The 17,967-nt window shown below is 66.7% G+C and carries 17 protein-coding genes; 11 read left to right on the forward strand and 6 right to left on the reverse strand.

The annotated features are described in order from the left end of the window. Window positions 1–416 precede the first annotated feature (416 nt). From ACWMMN_RS17440 to ACWMMN_RS17450, 3 genes are all read left to right on the forward strand, one after another. The gene (locus ACWMMN_RS17440; protein WP_256087056.1) at window positions 417–794 is read left to right on the forward strand and encodes a hypothetical protein; all 378 of its coding nucleotides are present in this window, start codon (window positions 417–419) and stop codon (window positions 792–794) included. A 223-nt stretch (window positions 795–1,017) separates the two neighbouring features. Beyond that, window positions 1,018–1,497, forward strand: a complete 480-nt coding sequence (locus ACWMMN_RS17445; protein ID WP_174991664.1) for a hypothetical protein — start codon at window positions 1,018–1,020, stop codon at window positions 1,495–1,497. A 170-nt stretch (window positions 1,498–1,667) separates the two neighbouring features. Continuing rightward, the gene (locus tag ACWMMN_RS17450) at window positions 1,668–1,928 is read left to right on the forward strand and encodes a hypothetical protein (protein WP_342705474.1); all 261 of its coding nucleotides are present in this window, start codon (window positions 1,668–1,670) and stop codon (window positions 1,926–1,928) included. A gap of 149 nt (window positions 1,929–2,077) precedes the next feature. Here ACWMMN_RS17450 and hpnH read toward each other — a convergent pair whose 3' ends face one another. Next, window positions 2,078–3,238, reverse strand: coding sequence for an adenosyl-hopene transferase HpnH (hpnH, locus tag ACWMMN_RS17455; protein ID WP_059238496.1), 1,161 nt, complete (start codon window positions 3,236–3,238; stop codon window positions 2,078–2,080). 12 nt (window positions 3,239–3,250) lie between these two features. Continuing rightward, window positions 3,251–4,192, reverse strand: coding sequence for a 4-hydroxy-3-methylbut-2-enyl diphosphate reductase (gene ispH / locus ACWMMN_RS17460; RefSeq protein WP_486423710.1), 942 nt, complete (start codon window positions 4,190–4,192; stop codon window positions 3,251–3,253). A gap of 402 nt (window positions 4,193–4,594) precedes the next feature. Between ispH and ACWMMN_RS17465 the strand changes: the two genes are divergently transcribed. Further along, a complete protein-coding gene (locus tag ACWMMN_RS17465) occupies window positions 4,595–5,782 on the forward strand; it encodes a glycosyltransferase (RefSeq protein ID WP_486423711.1) in 1,188 nt (395 codons plus the stop codon). 110 nt (window positions 5,783–5,892) lie between these two features. Here ACWMMN_RS17465 and ACWMMN_RS17470 read toward each other — a convergent pair whose 3' ends face one another. Both ACWMMN_RS17470 and hpnA read right to left on the reverse strand, forming a co-directional pair. Further along, window positions 5,893–7,296, reverse strand: a complete 1,404-nt coding sequence (locus ACWMMN_RS17470) for a phage tail protein (RefSeq protein ID WP_486423712.1) — start codon at window positions 7,294–7,296, stop codon at window positions 5,893–5,895. A 108-nt stretch (window positions 7,297–7,404) separates the two neighbouring features. Further along, a complete protein-coding gene (gene hpnA / locus ACWMMN_RS17475; protein ID WP_011353724.1) occupies window positions 7,405–8,412 on the reverse strand; it encodes a hopanoid-associated sugar epimerase in 1,008 nt (335 codons plus the stop codon). A 154-nt stretch (window positions 8,413–8,566) separates the two neighbouring features. Here hpnA and ACWMMN_RS17480 point away from each other — a divergent pair, with 154 nt between their 5' ends. The 3 genes from ACWMMN_RS17480 to ACWMMN_RS17490 all read left to right on the forward strand — a co-directional run bounded on the left by ACWMMN_RS17480 (window position 8,567) and on the right by ACWMMN_RS17490 (window position 11,311). Then, window positions 8,567–8,863, forward strand: coding sequence for an acylphosphatase (locus tag ACWMMN_RS17480; protein WP_034205906.1), 297 nt, complete (start codon window positions 8,567–8,569; stop codon window positions 8,861–8,863). Between the two features lie 16 nt (window positions 8,864–8,879). Continuing rightward, window positions 8,880–9,779 (forward strand): EamA family transporter RarD, encoded by a 900-nt coding sequence (gene rarD, locus ACWMMN_RS17485; RefSeq protein ID WP_486423713.1) that lies wholly within the window; start codon window positions 8,880–8,882, stop codon window positions 9,777–9,779. A gap of 407 nt (window positions 9,780–10,186) precedes the next feature. Beyond that, window positions 10,187–11,311: an OpgC domain-containing protein gene (locus tag ACWMMN_RS17490; protein ID WP_059238504.1), complete on the forward strand. Its 1,125-nt coding sequence runs from the start codon at window positions 10,187–10,189 to the stop codon at window positions 11,309–11,311. A gap of 46 nt (window positions 11,312–11,357) precedes the next feature. On the opposite strand, the gene ACWMMN_RS17495 is transcribed toward ACWMMN_RS17490, so the two are convergent. Both ACWMMN_RS17495 and ACWMMN_RS17500 read right to left on the reverse strand, forming a co-directional pair. Next, window positions 11,358–11,564 carry a hypothetical protein gene (locus tag ACWMMN_RS17495; RefSeq protein WP_059238506.1) on the reverse strand — a complete coding sequence of 69 codons (207 nt, stop codon included), beginning with the start codon at window positions 11,562–11,564 and terminating at the stop codon, window positions 11,358–11,360. Window positions 11,565–11,684: 120 nt separating this feature from the next. Continuing rightward, on the reverse strand, window positions 11,685–13,205 hold the full coding sequence (locus tag ACWMMN_RS17500) for a peptide MFS transporter (RefSeq protein WP_486423714.1): 1,521 nt from the start codon (window positions 13,203–13,205) through the stop codon (window positions 11,685–11,687). 500 nt (window positions 13,206–13,705) lie between these two features. Here ACWMMN_RS17500 and ACWMMN_RS17505 point away from each other — a divergent pair, with 500 nt between their 5' ends. From ACWMMN_RS17505 to ACWMMN_RS17520, 4 genes are all read left to right on the forward strand, one after another. After that, window positions 13,706–14,287, forward strand: coding sequence for a cupin domain-containing protein (locus ACWMMN_RS17505; protein ID WP_059238510.1), 582 nt, complete (start codon window positions 13,706–13,708; stop codon window positions 14,285–14,287). A 177-nt stretch (window positions 14,288–14,464) separates the two neighbouring features. Further along, window positions 14,465–16,078 carry a peptide ABC transporter substrate-binding protein gene (locus ACWMMN_RS17510; protein ID WP_059238512.1) on the forward strand — a complete coding sequence of 538 codons (1,614 nt, stop codon included), beginning with the start codon at window positions 14,465–14,467 and terminating at the stop codon, window positions 16,076–16,078. A gap of 11 nt (window positions 16,079–16,089) precedes the next feature. Continuing rightward, window positions 16,090–17,028, forward strand: a complete 939-nt coding sequence (locus ACWMMN_RS17515) for an ABC transporter permease subunit (RefSeq protein ID WP_059238514.1) — start codon at window positions 16,090–16,092, stop codon at window positions 17,026–17,028. Window positions 17,029–17,041: 13 nt separating this feature from the next. Beyond that, window positions 17,042–17,944 carry an ABC transporter permease gene (locus ACWMMN_RS17520; RefSeq protein WP_059238516.1) on the forward strand — a complete coding sequence of 301 codons (903 nt, stop codon included), beginning with the start codon at window positions 17,042–17,044 and terminating at the stop codon, window positions 17,942–17,944. Window positions 17,945–17,967: the final 23 nt, after the last annotated feature.

Raw genomic sequence — 17,967 nt, forward strand, 5'->3', positions numbered from 1 at the left:
TGCGACCGTCGTGTCGCGATCCGGTAATCCGAAGCAGATGATTTGTCCGGTATCAGAAGAACCGTTTGATCCGATGAAATCATTGTCACGCTATCCGCGTGCGCGATATCACGCCGGAAGCCCTGCCGGCACGGGTGCCGGCCGGAATCGCACCGGCAACACGTCATTTCGGAAATTGAAAAAGCGGTGGGCATGGCGCTTCTGATCGCTCGCAAAAATGCGATCAGGTCGTTGAATGAAATAAAGAAATTCCATTTCGACGGGATTCGCGAATGACACGACTCGCGCGCCCGATTCCGAAGCCGAAAATATCAATTGCGGATTCGTCTATTCAAGCGGCATGCGGCGCGGCATACGATGATTTCAACGCATCGACGATGAACGATCGATGCGGGGACAACCATCTGGAGGCCACTATGCGATCCCTCGTTCCCGTTGCTGTTCTTTCCTGCGCACTCGCTGCGCTGCCCGCCGTCGGTTTTGCGCAGTCGATGGGTACCGGCGACACCCCGAATGCCGCGCGGATGACCTGGTCGGCGGCGCGTGCCGAAACCGATGCGCAGCTGATGCAGATGACACGTGCCGGTTATCGCGCGACGTCGGCCGGCAACCAGAACTATCCGCTCGAGATGCAGCGCGCGCTCCAGCGTGTGCACGATCCGGTGCCCGACCGTTCGCGCGAAGAGAAGGCCGCGATGGAAGCGCAGGCAGCCCGCGACGCGCAGGGCGGTCATCCGGTGAAGGCGTTCTTCGTGAAAACCGCGTACTACCTGAAGGGCGAGAACACGTTCTGATGCAGGAGACGAACATGGCATGCCCCAACCGGTTGGCCGGCGCGTTGTGCGCGTCGGCGATACGCAGGCTGCCGGAAGCATGCGCGACGCGGCAGCGGGCCGATGTGCACGGCGGGCGGCGCCGCGCGAGCGGCCTTGGCGGCGCGTGCCGCGGCGCCGTCGCGTGCCGCGCCGCGTGGCCGGCATTTGCGGCGGACGACGGGGCCGCGAGCGAGGCCGAATCATGAAGGCCGCCCGGAAAGTCCGTCGCCATCCGCCATTGACCCGCGAATGGCTGCTGCCGCTGCCGCCCGCGCATGCACGCGACATCTCGCTGAAATGCCACATGGCGCTCGTCGCGCTGCGCGGCGAGCACGGCAGCGAAACGTTGCTGATGCGGCTGCGCACGAGCGTGTATCTGGTTTTTCTCGCGCTCGACGATGCGGTTTCTCCCGAAGCGAGCATCGACCTGTGCGTCGACGCGGAGCGCGCGCTCGACGCGAGCGTGGCGCGCGCCGCGCAAAGCGGCGCATGGACGCTGTACGACGACGAATGCGCGGTACTCGAACCCGTGCTCGCCGCGAACGATGCCTGCGTCGCGACGCTCACCCGGCATCGGCTCGCCGAGCTGTGGCGTCATGTCTGCACGTTCGCGTCGGCCGAACAGCCGGCACTGGTCGCGCAGGCGGCGGCGAAGATGCGCGCGCCCGCCGTTCTGCATTGAGTGACCGGCCGTGGGGCGTGTTTCATACGCGTCCCATTTCATCGTGCCGACGCTCGCCGTCTAATGTCATCACTGGAGCCCGGATGCGTTCGGTCGATGACGGTCCATCCTCGCGTTTGCGACGATCGTGCGTGTCGAAGTGAACGCATTCGTTTTGGTCAGGAGGAGCGATGGCGCAATACAGGATCGGCGGCTACTTCACGTGCGGAAGCGGTCGCGCATTCAGCGAGAACCTGTCACCGGGCAGTCAGGTGACCGTTGCGGGCATTTATCGATGCACCGTATGCGGCGACGAGATCGGCATCGCGAAGTCGCAGGCATTGCCATCCGACGAAGCGCATCGCCACGATCTCGATCCGCCGTCCGACCCGGCACGCGATCCGGGTCCGACCGCGTGGCAGCTGATCGCGGCGGCGGAGTCGCGAAGCTAGGCAACCGGCGTTCGCCCCCGGCACGCTGCGCGCAAGCGCAATGCGCGACACCGCGTCCGGAAAAACAAAAGCGCCGCGGAGCGAACTCCGTGGCGCTTTTTCGATACCTGCCGGCGCGGAGGCGCAAGCCTCCGCGTGGCCAACCGCGCTTAAGCCGCGGTTGCCGGCTTGGCCGGCTTCTGCAGCTTGCCCTTGCCGGCGCGCTGGATTTCCTCGAGCTTGATCTCGACGTGGCGCGAGAACACGTACTCGGCCGGACGCTGCTTCGCGATCGAGATGTCCGGCGCGAACGGGCCGTCGGTCTTGATGCCCTTGCGGCTCACGCGCAGCGCCTTCAGCGGGTTCGAGATCGTGTCCATCACGGCGGTGGCTTCGAAGCCGCAGTGGACCATGCAGTCCGCGCACTTCTCGTAGTTGCCGACGCCGTAGTTGTCCCACTCCGTCGTTTCCATCAGTTCCTTGAAGGTCTTCACGTAACCTTCGCCGACCAGGTAGCACGGCTTCTGCCAGCCGAACACCGTACGCGCCGGGTTGCCCCACGGCGTGCACTTGTACGTCTGGTTGCCGGCCAGGAAGTCGAGGAACAGCGACGACTGGCTGAACGACCAGCGCTTGCCGCCTTCGCCGCGTTTCAGGATTTCGCGGAACAGGTTCTTCGTCTTGTCGCGGTTCAGGAAGTGCTGCTGATCCGGCGCGCGTTCGTACGCGTAACCCGGCGACACCGTGATGCCGTCGACGCCGATCGGGCCCAGCGTGTCGAAGAACTTCGCGACGCGCTCCGGCACTGCATCGTTGAACAGCGTGCAGTTGATGTTCACGCGGAAGCCGCGGCGCTTCGCTTCCTTGATTGCCGCGACGGCCTTGTCGTACACGCCGTCCTGCGACACCGAGTGATCGTGCGCTTCCTTGTCACCGTCGAGGTGGACCGACCAGACGAAATACGGGCTCGGCTCGTAGTCGTCCATCTTCTTTTCCATCAGCAGCGCGTTCGTGCACAGGTACACGAACTTCTTGCGCTTCATGATGCCCTTGACGATTTCCGGCATCTCCTTGTGGAGCAGCGGTTCGCCACCGGCGATCGACACGACGGGCGCGCCGCACTCGTCGACGGCCTGCAGGCATTCCTCGACGGACAGGCGCTGGTTCAGGATCGGATCCGGATAATCGATCTTGCCGCAGCCGTTGCACGCGAGGTTGCAGCGGAACAGCGGCTCGAGCATCAGCGCGAGCGGATAGCGTTTGTTGCCGGACAGGTGCTGGCGCACGATGTAGGCGCCGACACGGACTTGCTGGAGCAGCGGAATAGACAAGGGATGTCCTCCTTAAACTTCGCGGGCGACAGCTTGCGTGAGCTTCGCCGGCAGCTTGAATTCGACTTTTTCCTCACGGCCCGCCATCGTCGCGACATCGACGGGCCCCAGCGCGCGCAGCGCGCCAATTACATCCTCGACCATCTCTTCGGGCGCCGACGCACCGGCCGTCAGGCCGACCGTCTGCACACCCGCGAACCATTCGGCCTTGACTTCCGAGCCGTCGGCGACGAGATAGCTCGGCACACCGCTTTCGGTGCCGATCTCGCGCAGGCGGTTCGAGTTCGAGCTGTTCGTCGCACCGACGACGAGCAGCACGTCAACCTGTTCGCTCAGCTCGCGCACGGCGGCCTGGCGATTTTGCGTCGCGTAGCAGATGTCACGCGTGTCCGGGCCGACGATGTCGGTGAACCGGCGCTGCAGCGCTTCGATGATGCCGCGCGTATCGTCGACCGACAGCGTGGTCTGCGTGATGTACGCGACCGGCGTGTCGACGGGCAGCGTCAGCGTATCGACTTCGGCTTCGCTCTGCACGAGGATCACCTCGGCCGGAATCTGGCCGATCGTACCCTCGACTTCCGGGTGGCCCGCGTGGCCGATCAGGATCAGCCGGCGGCCCGCCCCGACATACTGGCGGCCCTGCACGTGCACTTTCGTGACGAGCGGGCAGGTCGCGTCGAGCACGTCGAGCCCGCGCGTTTCCGCGTCGCGCTCGACCGTTTGGGCGACACCGTGCGCGCTGAAGATCGCGACAGCGCCGTGCGGCACCTCGTCGAGTTCCTCAACGAATCGTGCCCCTTTATTACGCAGATTTTCTACGACGTGCCGGTTATGCACGATTTCATGGCGTACATAAACCGGCGCACCGTGCTGTTGCAGCGCGCGATCGACGATTTCGATCACGCGGACAACCCCCGCACAAAAGCCGCGGGGCTGGGCAAGGATGACTCGCATAGGTGAGCGAACTCCGACGACAGACGCCGGGGTTCAAGGAGCTGGCACCTGCTCGCTCGCCCCGGCTTGATGTTATGAAGGCAGGAACGAACCGGCCGGCCAGGCCCCGGAACCCCGAATTAATCGCGCATTTTAACCCTATCGCGCCGTCCTTGCTCTGGTGCTGTGTCGGCGCTGTTGCAATTGCGGGAGAGCCGCGTCGGCGCTGGCGTGCGCGGAACCCAGTAAACTACGCGGTTTCGCGGGCGGCCGCTCCGGCTGCCCGGCGTCGCGCTCATTTCAAGGCCATTCGATGACCGTCGATTCTTACGCGTATTGCCCGTCCGCCGGTGCGGTTTTGGGCGTTTTGTTCCTGACCCCTATTGATATCGGGCATGCCGGCGTCCGGCAGGAGGCATGCCGATGATGCTGGTGATTGCTTTCCTGGTGTCCGGCCTGTCGCTGATGATCTGGATCGTGCTGCTCGTCGCGCGCGGCGGTTTCTGGCGTGCGCAGCCTGCGCGGCCGCTGCCGCCCGAGGCACGCGGGGCGGCTGCCGAGGCTGGCTGGCCGGCCGTCGTCGCGGTCGTGCCGGCGCGTAACGAAGCCGACGTGATCGCTCGCGCAGCGACCTCGCTGCTCGAGCAGGATTACCCGGGCGGATTTCATCTGATCATTGTCGACGACCACAGCGACGATGGCACCGCCGACGCGGCCCGCGCGGCCGCGCTCGCGATCAACCGCGCCGACCGGCTGACGGTGCTGGCCGCGAAGCCGCTGCCGGCCGGCTGGTCGGGCAAGGTGTGGGCGCAGTCGCAGGGGATCGCCGCGGTGCAGACGCTTGGCCTGCCGGCCGACTACCTGCTGCTGACGGACGCCGACATCGGCCATCCGCCCGATGCCGTCGCGCAGCTCGTGACGCGCGCGCAGGCCGAGAACCGCGATCTCGTGTCGCTGATGGTGCGGCTGCGTTGCGATTCGTTCTGGGAAAAGGCGCTGATCCCGGCGTTCGTGTTCTTCTTCGTGAAGCTGTACCCGTTCTCGTGGATCAACAACCCGCGCAACCGCACGGCCGGCGCCGCCGGCGGCTGCATGCTCGTGAAGCGCACGGCGCTCGAGGAAGCGGGCGGCATCGAGTCGATCCGCGGCGCGCTGATCGACGACTGCAGCCTGGCCGCGCAGATCAAGCATCGCGGCAGCGGCCGCCATCCGATCCGTCTCGACCTGGCCGACCGCAGCGTGTCGTTGCGCCCGTACGACAGCTGGCGCGACATCTGGAACATGATCGCGCGCACTGCGTTCACGCAGCTGCACTATTCGCCGCTGCTGCTGGCCGGCACGCTGCTCGGGATGACGATCATCTATCTCGTGCCGCCCGTCGCGGCGCTCGCGTACGGCGCGCGTGCGTGGCCGGCCTGGCTCGCGTGGGCGTCGATGTGTGCCGCGTATGCGCCGATGCTGCGCTACTACCGGCGCTCGCCGCTGTGGGCGCCCGCGCTGCCGCTCGTCGCGCTGTTCTACGTCGGCGCGACGTTCGCGTCCGCGTGGCGCTACTGGCGCGGCAAGGGCGGCCAGTGGAAGGCGCGCGTGCAGGCGCCGGTGGATCGCTGAGCGTGTTCCGGGAGGCGTGCCTCCCGGCAGCCGGCAAACGAAACAGCCCGATCGGTGCAAACCGGTCGGGCTGTTTCGTTTTCGGCGGGGGCTGCCGCCAGCGCGTGTGCTTACCGCTGGGTCAGCATCATGTACATCTGGATCACGACGTCCGGCGAGAACGTGAACGGCACCCAGCCGTAGCCGGTGTGGCGCGCGACCAGCAGGCGGTCGCCGTTCGACTGCTTCTGCACGGCCATCATCGGGTTCTTCGTCGTCACGAAACGCCAGCCGGCCGGGATGCCGGGCGGCGGCTCCGGCTGCATCGACGCGCGTGCATGCGCGAGTTCCTCGATCAGCTGGCCCAGTTGCTCCGGATTCAGCGTGATCGACTGGCCGTTGACGGTCAGCGTGAGTTCGTTCTGCGACGGGCGCGCGACGTGCAGCGTCGCCTTGTCGGCCGGCGCAGCAGCGGTTTCGGTTTCCACCGCAGGTTCGGCTTGTGCGGCCGGGACGATCGCGGTTCCCGCGTCGGCCGGTGCGTCGGAAACGTCGGCCGTTTCGGCCTCGGCCGGTGCCATTGCGCTCACGACGGTTTCCGCCGCCGGCGTGTCCGACGCCGCCGGGGCGACGACTTCGGCGGCTACGGCCGTAGCCGCTGCCGTGTGCGTCGCGGCTTCCTTGACGACGGCCTCGACCAGCGCCTCGGCGTCGGCGATGGCCTTCGCATGGTGCTGCGCGGCCGCTTCGGCCTGTGCGATCGCCGCGGCATGGCGTTGCGTGACGGCCTCGGCCTCGGCGGTCGCGTCGGCGTGGCGTTGCGCGGCGGCTTCGGCCTGCGCGATCGCTTCCGTGTGACGCTGCGTGACGGCTTCGGCCTCGGCGGCCGCATCGGCGTGACGCTGCGCGGTGGCTTCGGCCTCGGCGATTGCTTGCGCGTGACGTTGCGCAAGCGCTTCGGCTTCCGCGATCGCGGCTGTGTGACGCTGTGCGGCGGCTTCGGCCTCGGTGGTCGCTTCCGCGTGACGCTTCGCGGCGGCCCCGGCTTCGACGGTCGCGGCCGCATGACGTTGCGCGGCGGCATCGGCTTCGGTCGCGGCGGCGTGATGGCGCTGCGCAGCAGCTTCGGCTTCGGCGATCGCAGCCGCGTGGCGCTGCGATGCGGCTTCGGCATCCGCGTGACGCTGCGCGAGCGCTTCGGTCAGCGCGGTGGCTTCCGCATGGCGCTGCACGGCCGCTTCGGCCTGCGCGGCAGCATCCGTATGACGTTGGGCGGCGGCTTCGGCGGCGGCGGTCGCGTCGGCATGGCGCTGTTGCGCGGCGTCGGCGTCGGCGGCAGCGGCCGTGTGGCGCTGCGCGGCGGCCTGCGCTTCGGTTTCGGCGGCGGCGTGACGTTCGGCTGCGGCCTGGGCTTCCGATGCGGCGGCGCGCGCGAAGGCTTCCGCGCTGCGGGCCGCCTGCTGGGCGGCGTGGTGATCGTGGAGGAGCTGATCGACGCCCGTGGTGAGCGAAGCGATCTGATCGTTCAGGTTCATGCGTGTCTTCTCTGCGTAAGACCCGCGATTTTACCCGCTGCGCCGGTGCCGGGCCGCGCGGGTCGTGTAACAAAGTGCGCAAAGCGGCGCGAGGTGCGCCGCTTTGTGTTACTTCAGGTAGCCCGCCGAGCCGAACCAGTCGAGCGCATCGCGCAGCCCTTCGCGGTACGGACGCGCGCGGTAGCCGAGTTCGCGTTCGGCCTTCGCGGACGTGAAATACATCTTGTTCTTCGACATCCGCAGCCCGTCCACGGTGACGAACGGCTCCTTCTTCGTGAACTTCGCGACCGCTTCGGCGCCGACCGCGAGCGGGTACAGCGGCCAGCGCGGCAGCGCGATCGTCGGCGCCTTGCGGCCCGTCATCTGCGCGATGTCCGCGAGCATCTGCTGCAGCGGCAGGTTCTCGCCGCCGAGGATGTAGCGCTCGCCGATCCGTCCGCGCTCGAGCGCGAGGAAGTGGCCGTGTGCGACGTCGTCGACGTGCACGAGGTTCAGCCCCGTATCGACGAACGCGGGAATCTTGCCGAGCGCGGCTTCGACGATGATGCGGCCGGTCGGCGTCGGCTTCACGTCGCGCGGGCCGATCGGCGTCGACGGATTGACGATCACGGCCGGCAGCCCCTCGTCGGCGATCATCCGCTCGACCGCGCGCTCCGCGAGCACCTTGCTGCGCTTGTACACGCCGATCGCCTGCTCGGCCGTGAGCGGCCGGTTCTCGTCGGACGGATCGCCGGCGCTCGTCACCTTCAGCGTCGCAACGCTGCTCGTGTAGACGATTCGCTCGACGCCTTCCGCGCGGGCCGCGCGCATCGTCGCGACCGCGCCCTCGAGGTTCGCGCGCTCGATCTCGTCGGGATCGGGCGCCCACAGCCGGTAGTCGGCCGCCACGTGCAGCAGGTAGCGCACGCCGCGCAGCGCGGCGCGCATCGACGCCTCGTCGCGCATGTCGCCGGTGACGATCTCGGCATCGAGATCCGCGACGTTCGTGCGCGGGCTGGTCGGGCGCACGAGCACGCGCACCGCATAGCCTTTCTGCTGCGCGATGCGTGCGACGGCCGAGCCGACGAAACCGGACGCGCCGGTGACGAGAACGAGATCGCGGGAGGTATCAGTCATGCGTTTCCTTCAGGGCCGCGCGCGGGCGGCGCGGCGGTTGAGCATCGGCGAGATTGTACGTGGTCGGCGCGCGCGGCGACGCCTGGCCGGCGCGTGTGCGAAGCGGCCGACGCGACTACAATGCCGGGCTTGAATGCAACGGGAGGGCGACGCGATGAGCCGCAATGAACTGGACGAACGGATCGAGACCTACTACGTGCGGGTGCGCGGCGTCGTGCAGGGCGTCGGCTTTCGTCATGCGACGGTGCGCGAAGCGCATGCGCTGAAACTGCGCGGCTGGGTCGCGAACCTCGAGGACGGCACCGTCGAGGCGATGATCCAGGGCCCCGGCGCGCAGATCGACCGGATGCTCGCGTGGCTGCGGCACGGGCCGCCGGCCGCGCGCGTGACCGAAGTGACGTTCGAGGAGCGCCAGACCGAACGGCGCTTCGAGCGTTTCCAGCAGCAGTAAGAGGCGCGGAACAATCATGACGGGGTATCCGGAAGCCGGGCGCGGCCTCATGCTGTCGGTGATGGCGTCGACGCTGTTCGCGCTGATGTCGGCTTACGCGAAACTGCTCGCGCCGCTCACGGGGCTCGACATCTTCGCGTGGCGCGTCTTGTGGACCGCGCCGGGCGCGCTTGCGTTGATCGCGCTGCGCGGCCGCTGGCCGGCGCTCGTCGAGCTCGCGCGGCGCACCGTGCGCGACTGGCGCCTGCTGATCGCGCTGCCGGTGAGCGCGGCGCTGCTCGGCGTGCAGCTGTGGTTGTTCCTGTGGGCGCCGTTGCACGGCCGCATGCTCGAAGTATCGCTCGGCTATTTCTTGCTGCCGCTGACGATGGTGCTCGTCGGCCGCTTCTACTATCACGAACGGCTCGATCCGCTGCAATGGGCGGCGGTCGCGTGCGCCGCGCTCGGCGTCGCGCATGAAGTGTGGGCGACGCGCGCGTTCGCGTGGCCGACGCTCGTCGTCGCGCTCGGCTATCCGCCGTATTTCGTGCTGCGCCGGCGGATCAACGCCGATTCGCTGGCCGCGTTCGCGGTCGAGATCGCGCTGCTGTGCCCGATCGCGTTCGCGATGGTTTCGACGAGCACGACGCGCGTCGCCGTGCATCCGGTGCTGTGGGCCGTGCTGCTGCCGGGGCTCGGCATCCTCAGCACGCTCGCGCTCGCGAGCTACCTGAAGGCGAGCCGGATGCTGCCGATGGCGCTGTTCGGGATCCTCGGCTACGTCGAGCCCGTGCTGCTCGTCGCCGTGTCGCTGCTGCTGCTCGGCGAGACGCTGAGCGTCGCGAAGCTCGCGACCTACGGCCCGATCTGGGTTGCCGTCGCGCTCACCGCGTGGCACAGCGCGCTGCTGATGCGGCGCCTGCCCGCACGCGGATAAGCACCGGTCGCGATGCGGCGGCCGCACGGAACGTGCCGCGCATCGCGCATCATCCAGCGGTCGGGCATCGATCGCTCGGCACGCGCATGCAGCGAGGCTGACCGCAAACTGGCGTCGCGCTGACGTGAATCTGGCGACGCTGACCGCTTCTCTCCACAAGGCTCGGGCGTGTAATCGAACAGAAGATTCGGTTGCACTTTGTTACTTAGGGTCTGCCCGGATCGGCCATTAGACTGGCCTGACCGACTTCCCTTCGTATGCAGCTTTTCAATGAACGGTCATCTCCGTGCCTGGCCGGCCGGGTTGGCGCGATGCGAGCATACGCGTATCGCCGCCGATCGCGCTCGCCTTCTCCTTCCCGATTCCTTCCCCGGTGCGCGTCGCACCGCCGTCGCGCAGGTGCGCTCATGTCGTTGAGCCCGCCGCCTGCCGCCACGGTTCAGCCGTCGCGCGGCGGCCGCCTGATCGAAATCGACTTCTTCCGCGGGCTCGTGCTGTTGATGATCGTCGTCGATCACATCGGCGCGAGCGTGCTGTCGCGCGTGACGCTGCACGCGTTCGCGCTGTGCGATGCGGCCGAGGTGTTCGTGTTTCTCGGCGGCTTCGCGACCGCGAGCGCGTACGGCGCGATCGCCGAACGGCACGGTGCGCGTGCCGCGCAGCAGCGCTTCGTGCGTCGCGCGATGCAGATCTACCGCGCGTTTCTCGCGACGTCGACGCTGATGCTCGTCGTGTCGGCCGTGCTCGATCACTACGGGATCGACGCGCCGAACCTCGCACTCGACGACGTCAGCGTGATGCTCGCGTCGCCGCTCACGGGCGCAGCCGAACTGCTGACATTCCAGCGCCAGCCGTATCTCGCGTCGGTGCTGCCGATGTACGTGCTGTTCGCGCTCGCGTCGCCGGTGCTCGTGCCGTTCGCGCGGCGTCATCCGTGGCTGCTGGTCGCGCTCAGCGCCGCATCGTGGATCGCGGCGGGCTGGCTCGGCCCCGAGCTGCTGGACACCGACGGCTTCCGCTGGAGCTTCAACCCGTTCGCATGGCAGCTGATGTTCGTCGCCGGCGTGCTGGCGCGCTGCCAGCCGTTTTACCGGCACCTCGCGCTCGGGCGCTGGGGCGCGGCGGCAACCGGGCTCGCGTGCGCGGTCGTGCTCGGTTGCGCAAGCTACAAGCTGTTCTCGGGGTTGCCGCTGCCCGAAGGCGTGCTCAAGCGCGACCTCGCACTGCCGCGTGTCGTGAGCTTCGCGGCCGTCGCGTGGCTGATGGCCGATTGCGTGCGCTTCGGCTGGATCGCGCGGATAGCGCAGGGCGTGCGGCCCGTCGTGGCGGTCGGCCAGCGCGGGCTGATCTGCTTCGTTGCGGGCGCGGCGATCTCGCTCGTCATCGATTCGCTGCTGCATCCGGTCGTGCGCAGCGCCGATCTGCGGCATGTCGGCGTGGGCCTCGTGGCCGACGCATGCGCGCTCGGGCTGATGATGGCCGTGGCCGGTTCGGGAACGTGGATCGCGCGGTGGCGCAGTGCGGCTGCGTGAGCGGTGCGAAAGGCGGCGCGTGCGGCACGGAATGTGCCGCGCGGCGTCAGTGAGGTGAGCCGATACGGGAGCGGGGAACGGCGGTTGCGTCGTCGGATTCGGTGTCGTCGCGTTCGTCCTGCGCCGGATCGTCAGGCTCGGCGAGAACCGCGTCGGCTTCGGCTGCGGCCCGGGCGGCGCGCATCGCGGTGCAGCGCTGAGCGTGCCGGATGTCCGACAGTATTCTCAGCAGCCGCGTTGTCTTGCTTTTCATGGCTTTCTCCCGCCAGTGCGCATCGTGCGAAGCAGATGCACGTCCTGCAACCAGTGTAGGACGCGTTCGCGTGCCTGGCGGGAGAATGTGGCGTGCAGGCCGCACGCCGAGGGATATTACTTACTGCGCCGTGGCGACGCCCTGCGCCTGCAGTGCCTCTTCGCGGCGCTCTTCCGCGCAGCGTTGATGCTGGCGCGACAGGCGGTTCATCAGCGGCAGCAGCAGCAGCGCGAGCACCATGCCGATCGCGGCGAGCCAGCCGAGCTTCTCGAACAGCGACAGGTAGAGCGGCAGCGAATCGGTAGCCGGCAGGTCGTGCGACGGCATCTGCGCGAAGTTCGCGACGACGCTGCCCAGGTACTGCGACACGCCCGTCGCGACGAAATACGCGCCCATCATGAAGCCGCTCATGCGCGCCGGCACGTAGCGGGCGATCATCGCGAGGCCGAGGCCGCTCACCAGCAGTTCGCCGAGCGAGTAGAGGCCGTAGCCCCACACCATGAACCACGACGACACGCGGCCGTCCACCGCGTAGCGGCCGCTGATCGTGAACACCAGGTAGCCCGCGGCGACCGCGCCGAAACCGAGCGCGTACTTCGCCGCGACCGGCAGGTCACGGCCGCCCTTCGCGATGCCGTTGTAGATCAGCACGAGCACCGGGCTCAGCAGCATGATCCAGATCGGGTTCAGCGCCTGGAACTGCGCGGCGCTCCACGTGAACAGCGTCGTGCCGAACAGCATGAAGCGCGGATCGACGTTGCGCAGCGCGAACAGCGTCAGCGACGTCGACATCTGCACGTAGAAGATGAAGAACAGGATCACCTGTCCGATCAGCACGAGTGCCGCGATCAGGCCCGCGCGCTCCGAGCGCTCCGACTTCGCGATCATGTATGCGAAGATCGCGAGGATCGCGAACGCTGCCGTCCACACGCTGGCGACCGCGAGCTGCTTGTGCTGCAGCACGTACAGCGTGACCAGCGCGAGCGCGACGCCACCCAGCGCGACCGAGCCGAGGCGCTTCCAGCGGATCGGTTCGTCGTCCGGCTTCGAGCCGACGTGCGCGAGCGTGCGGTGCATCAGCATGAAGTTGAGGATCGCGAGCAGCATGCCGCCGCAGCAGACTGCGAACGCGGTGTGCCAGCCCCAGTGATCCTTGATCCACGGCGTCGCGAGCATCGACACCGTCGAGCCGATGTTGACCGCCATGTAGTAGATCGTGAACGCGCTGTCGATGCGCGCGTCGTCGCCTTCGTAGATGCGGCGCACGAGGTTCGCCGCGTTGGCCTTGAACAGGCCGTTGCCGACGACGATCACGCCGAGCGACGCATACATGTACGTCAGGTGATCGTTCGGTACCGCGAGCATCAGGTAGCCGGCGCACAGCACGGACGCGCCGATGATCATCGTGCGGCGGGCGCCGAGCACCTTGTCGCCGATCCAGCCGCCGATCGACGGCGCGGCATAGACGAGTGCGGTGAACGCACCCCAGGTCAGGTTCGCATGGCTGTCGGTGAAACCGAGCCGGTCGACCATGAAGAGGACCAGGAGCGCGGCCATGCCGTAGTAGCCGAAGCGCTCCCACATTTCGATGAGGAAGACCGTCGTGAACGATCGGGTTTGTGAAACAGGTGCATGCATCATCAATCTCGGTTGAAACGGACGGCACGGATCGCGCGTCGTCTTGGGGTCGAACTGGCGCCTGTGCGCAATGGGCCGGGTAAGCTTTGCGCTGGCGATGGAACAGTCGGGCGGATTAGCCCGGGCCGGGGTCGGACACCGCCTGGTGGGGCGGGGAAGGTCCCCGACCGGCGCGCGCATGGTAACGGTTGCCGGTCCGGTGCGACAGGTGTGTGCTACCTAGGGAAACTCCCGATTTGGCAGCAGCTTTCAGGAACATTCGTCTCATCATCTATTTGTAAGAATCCGCGCAGGTCCTCCGAAGATTCCCGGAGAGCCGCTTGCAGCTTGCCTGTGAAGCGGGCGAGTCTGGCAAGATAGCGCGTCGTTTCGCTCGCCTCGTGCCCTGTTTAGCGCACCGGGCTCAACACCGAAGACGTGTGCGAACCCGAAGACTAAGCTATATCGATCTAACTTAGTTATTTTCCATCAAACATTTTTTGACGATCACTTTTCGGCCTGCTATGGTTCCCCCCACTGAAAACTCGCGGTCTGCAGACGCTGCCGCCGCACTGGGCAGCAAGATTCGCGCGTTGCGCCAACGACTCAAGCGCACGCTCGACGACACCGCTACCGCCGCGGGGATTTCGAAGCCGTTTCTGTCTCAAGTCGAGCGCGGGCTCGCGTCACCGTCCCTGACATCGCTGGCCGGTATCGCGCACGCGCTCGGTGTGACGGTGCAGTACTTCGTGGATACGCCGAGTGAAGAGCGCTCGGTCTGCCGAGGCGAGCAGTTGCGCTTCTTCGGGTTTGCCGATTCGGCGAACCTGTTCGCGCGGCTGACGAACGTATCCGAAGGGCGCCAGCTGGAGGCGATCCTCGTGAGGATGCCGCCGGGGCAGAAGCGGTCGGAGGTGACGACGCATGCAGGAGAGGAGTTCCTGTATGTGATTGAAGGGGAAGTGTCGCTGACGCTGGAAGGCAAGACGTTCGTCCTGCAGGCCGGCGACAGCTCGCACTATCAGTCGACGGTGCCGCACAGCTGGGTCAACACCGCGAAAGTGGAGTCGGTGGTGGTCTGGGTCGGTACACCAAGGCTGTTCTAACGCACAGGTATTCCTTCGTTTCCAAGACGGGATGCCTGTCGAAAGAAACGTAAGGAATACTAATATGCAATACGAGAATCACGGGCCTCCTCAATCGCTGTACCCGTCAGCGTCTCACGCGTAATCCGCGGCATTCGCCGCGCGACGCCCCGAACCAACCTTCTCTAGACAGCCACGATGAAATCCTTGCATGCCATGTCGGCCGTGCTGGCCGCGCTCGCCCTGACGACGCCTGTTGCCCACGCCGTTACCGTCCCGTCGAACGTCGCGCTCGCTCCTCAACAGGATCTGACGCGACAGGTGCCCGCCGAAGTCGAGTCGCTCGACCCCGCGCACATCGAATCGTGGACCGGCAACACGATCGGCCTCGACCTGTTCGAAGGGCTGGCCCGCATCGATGCATCCGGCCAGGTCGTGCCGGGCGTCGCGCTGTCGTGGGAACGCAAGACGCCGCAGACGTGGATCTTCAAGCTTCGCCATGACGCGAAGTGGAGCAACGGCCAGCCGGTGACGGCCGCCGATTTCGTTTATTCGTGGCAGCGCCTCGTCGATCCGAAGACCGGCTCGAAATACACGATCCTCGTCGAGTTCGTGAAGAACTCGAAGGACATCATTGCGGGCAAGGCCGCGCCGTCGACGCTCGGCGTGCGCGCCGTCGATCCGTACACGCTGGAAGTGACGACCGACGTGCCCGTCGCGTTCTTCCCCGAACTGACCGCGATGGCGCCGCTCGTGCCGGTGAACAAGGACGTCGTCGCGAAGTTCGGCGACGCATGGACGCGCCCGGGCAACATCGTCAGCAACGGCGCATACCAGCTCGTCGACTGGCAGCCGAACAACCGTATCGTCGTGTCGAAGGACGCGAAGTACTGGAACGCGCCGAAGGTCGTGATCAACAAGGTCACGTACCTGCCGATCGAAAGCGACGAAACCGCGATGCGCATGTACCAGGCCGGCCAGATCGACTACAGCTACTCGATCCCGTCGGGCATCTTCCAGCAGGTCAGCAAGCAGTTCGGCGGCGAACTGCGCCCGGGCCTGCAGCTCGCGACGTACTACTACTACCTGAACAACAGCGACGCGGCGCTGAAGGACAAGCGCGTGCGCCAGGCGCTGTCGATGGTGATCGATCGCGACGTGCTGACGCAGAAGCTCACGCAGGCCGGCGAGAAGCCGATGTACGGCCTGATGCCGAACGGCACGAAGGGCGTGCAGTCGTTCACGCCGGAATGGGCGGCGTGGCCGATGGCCAAGCGCGTCGAAACCGCGAAGAACCTGCTGAAGCAGGCCGGCTACTCGGATGCGAAGCCGCTGTCGTTCACGCTGACGTACAACACCAACGACCTGCACAAGAAGGTCGCGCTGTTCACCGCATCGGAATGGCGTACGAAGCTCGGCGTTAACACGAAGCTCGAGAACGTCGAGTTCAAGGTGCTGATGAAGGAACGTCATGACGGCAAGGTGCAGATCGCGCGCGACGGCTGGTTCGCCGACTACAACGACGCGATGACCTTCTTCGACCTGATCCGCTGCGGCAGCTCGCAGAACACCGTCGGCTACTGCAACAAGCAGGTCGATGCGTACGTCGAGGAAGGCAACCAGAAGCTCGACGACAAGGCGCGCGCCGCACTGCTCACGCAGGCGCACGACGCAGCGATGAACGACACGCCGATGGTGCCGCTGTTCCAGTACTCGGCCGACCGTCTCGTGAAGTCCTACGTGGGCGGCTACTCGCTGAAGAACGTGATCGACATGCGTGCTTCGCAGGACATGTACCTGATCAAGCACTGAGCGGAGCGATCATGCTGGCCTACGCATTGAGGCGCACGTTGTGGGCGGTGCCGACCATCCTCGCGGTCATCACCGTCTGCTACCTGCTGCTGCATTTCACGCCCGGCGGTCCGTTCGATACGGAGAAGCAGCTGTCCGCCGCGACGCTCGCGAACCTGAACGCGAAATACCACCTCGACGAGCCGCTGTGGAAGCAGTACCTGATGTATCTCGGCTCGCTGCTGCACGGTGATCTCGGCCCGTCGTTCCGTTACGTCGACTGGTCGGTGAACGATCTCGTGAAGAAGGCGCTGCCCGTGAGCCTCGGCGTGGGCGGCGTGTCGATCCCGATCTCGATCGTGTTCGGCGTGCTGCTCGGCACCGTCGCGGCCGTGCGCCGCGACAGCGCGATCGACCGCTTCGTGATGCTGATCGGCAACTTCGGCAACGTCGTGCCGCCGTTCGTGCTCGGTCCCGTCATGGTGTGGATCTTCGCGATCCTGCTGAAGACGTCGGAAGGCAACGGCTGGCTGCCGGCCGGCGGCTGGGGCGACGGCGGCTGGCGCTACCGGCTGCTGCCGATCGCGCTGCTGACCCTCATCAACGTGTCGCTGCTCGCACGCGTGATGCGCGGCTCGATGATCGAGACGCTGTCGAGCAACTACATCCGCACCGCGCGCGCGAAGGGCCTGCCGGGCTCGACGATCGTGCTGCGCCACGCACTGAAGCCCGCGCTGATGCCGGTCGTGTCGCTGTTCGGCACGGTCTGCATCACGTCGATCACGGCGGCCGTCGTCACCGAATCGGTGTTCGCGCTGCCGGGCCTCGGGCAGCTCGTCGTGAACGGTGCCATCAACCGCGATTACACGCTGGTGCTCGGCCTCGTCGTGCTGACGACCGTCTGCGCCGTGCTGTTCAACCTGCTGGTCGACCTTGCGTACGCATGGCTCGATCCGCGCATCCGCTATTGAGCGAGGCACAGCGATGACTCCGACTACTCCTGTCGTCGGCCTGCCCGTGCAGACCGATTCGCCGCCGCGTTCGCGCTCGCCGCTCGAGCTTGCGTTCGCGCGCTTCCTTCACAACCGCGCAGCGGTGCTCAGCCTCGTGCTGCTCGCGCTGATCACGCTCGCTTGCTTCGTCGGCCCGTGGCTGCTCGCGGCCGATCCCGCCGCGAGCGACTGGGGCTCGATCAGCCTGCCGCCGACCTGGGCGAACCAGCACTGGTTCGGCACCGACGAGCTTGGCCGTGATCTGCTCGTGCGCACGCTGATCGGCGGCCGCGTGTCGATCGAGGTCGGCCTGCTCGGCACGCTCGTGTCGGGCCTGTTCGGCGTCGCGTGGGGCGCGACCGCGGGCTTCGCGGGCGGCCGTGTCGACTCCTTGATGATGCGCGTCGTCGACATGATGTATGCGATCCCGTACCTGCTGATCGCGATCCTGATGATGACCCTGTTCGGCCGCTCGTTCATGCTGGTCGTGCTGACCATCAGCGCGTTCTCGTGGATCGACATGGCGCGTGTGGTGCGCGGCCAGACGCTGTCGCTGCGCAACCGCGAATTCGTCGATGCGGCGCGTGCGATCGGCGTGTCGCCGGCCTCGATCGTGCTGCGCCACGTCGTGCCGAACCTGCTCGGCGTGGTCGTCGTGTACGCGACGGTCTCGGTGCCGAATATCGTGCTGACCGAATCGGTGCTGTCGTTCCTCGGCCTCGGCGTGCAGGAACCGATGACGAGCTGGGGCGTGCTGATCCAGGACGGCGCGCAGAAACTGGAATCGATGCCGTGGCTGCTGCTGGCTCCGGCCGTCATGCTGTGCGTGACGCTCTATTGCGTGAACTTCGTTGGCGACGGCCTGCGTGACGCGCTCGACCCGAAGGATCGCTGACGATGAAACAACTCCCACGTTCG

It is taken from the genome of Burkholderia cepacia complex sp. TUM26381 (genome assembly GCF_057439935.1).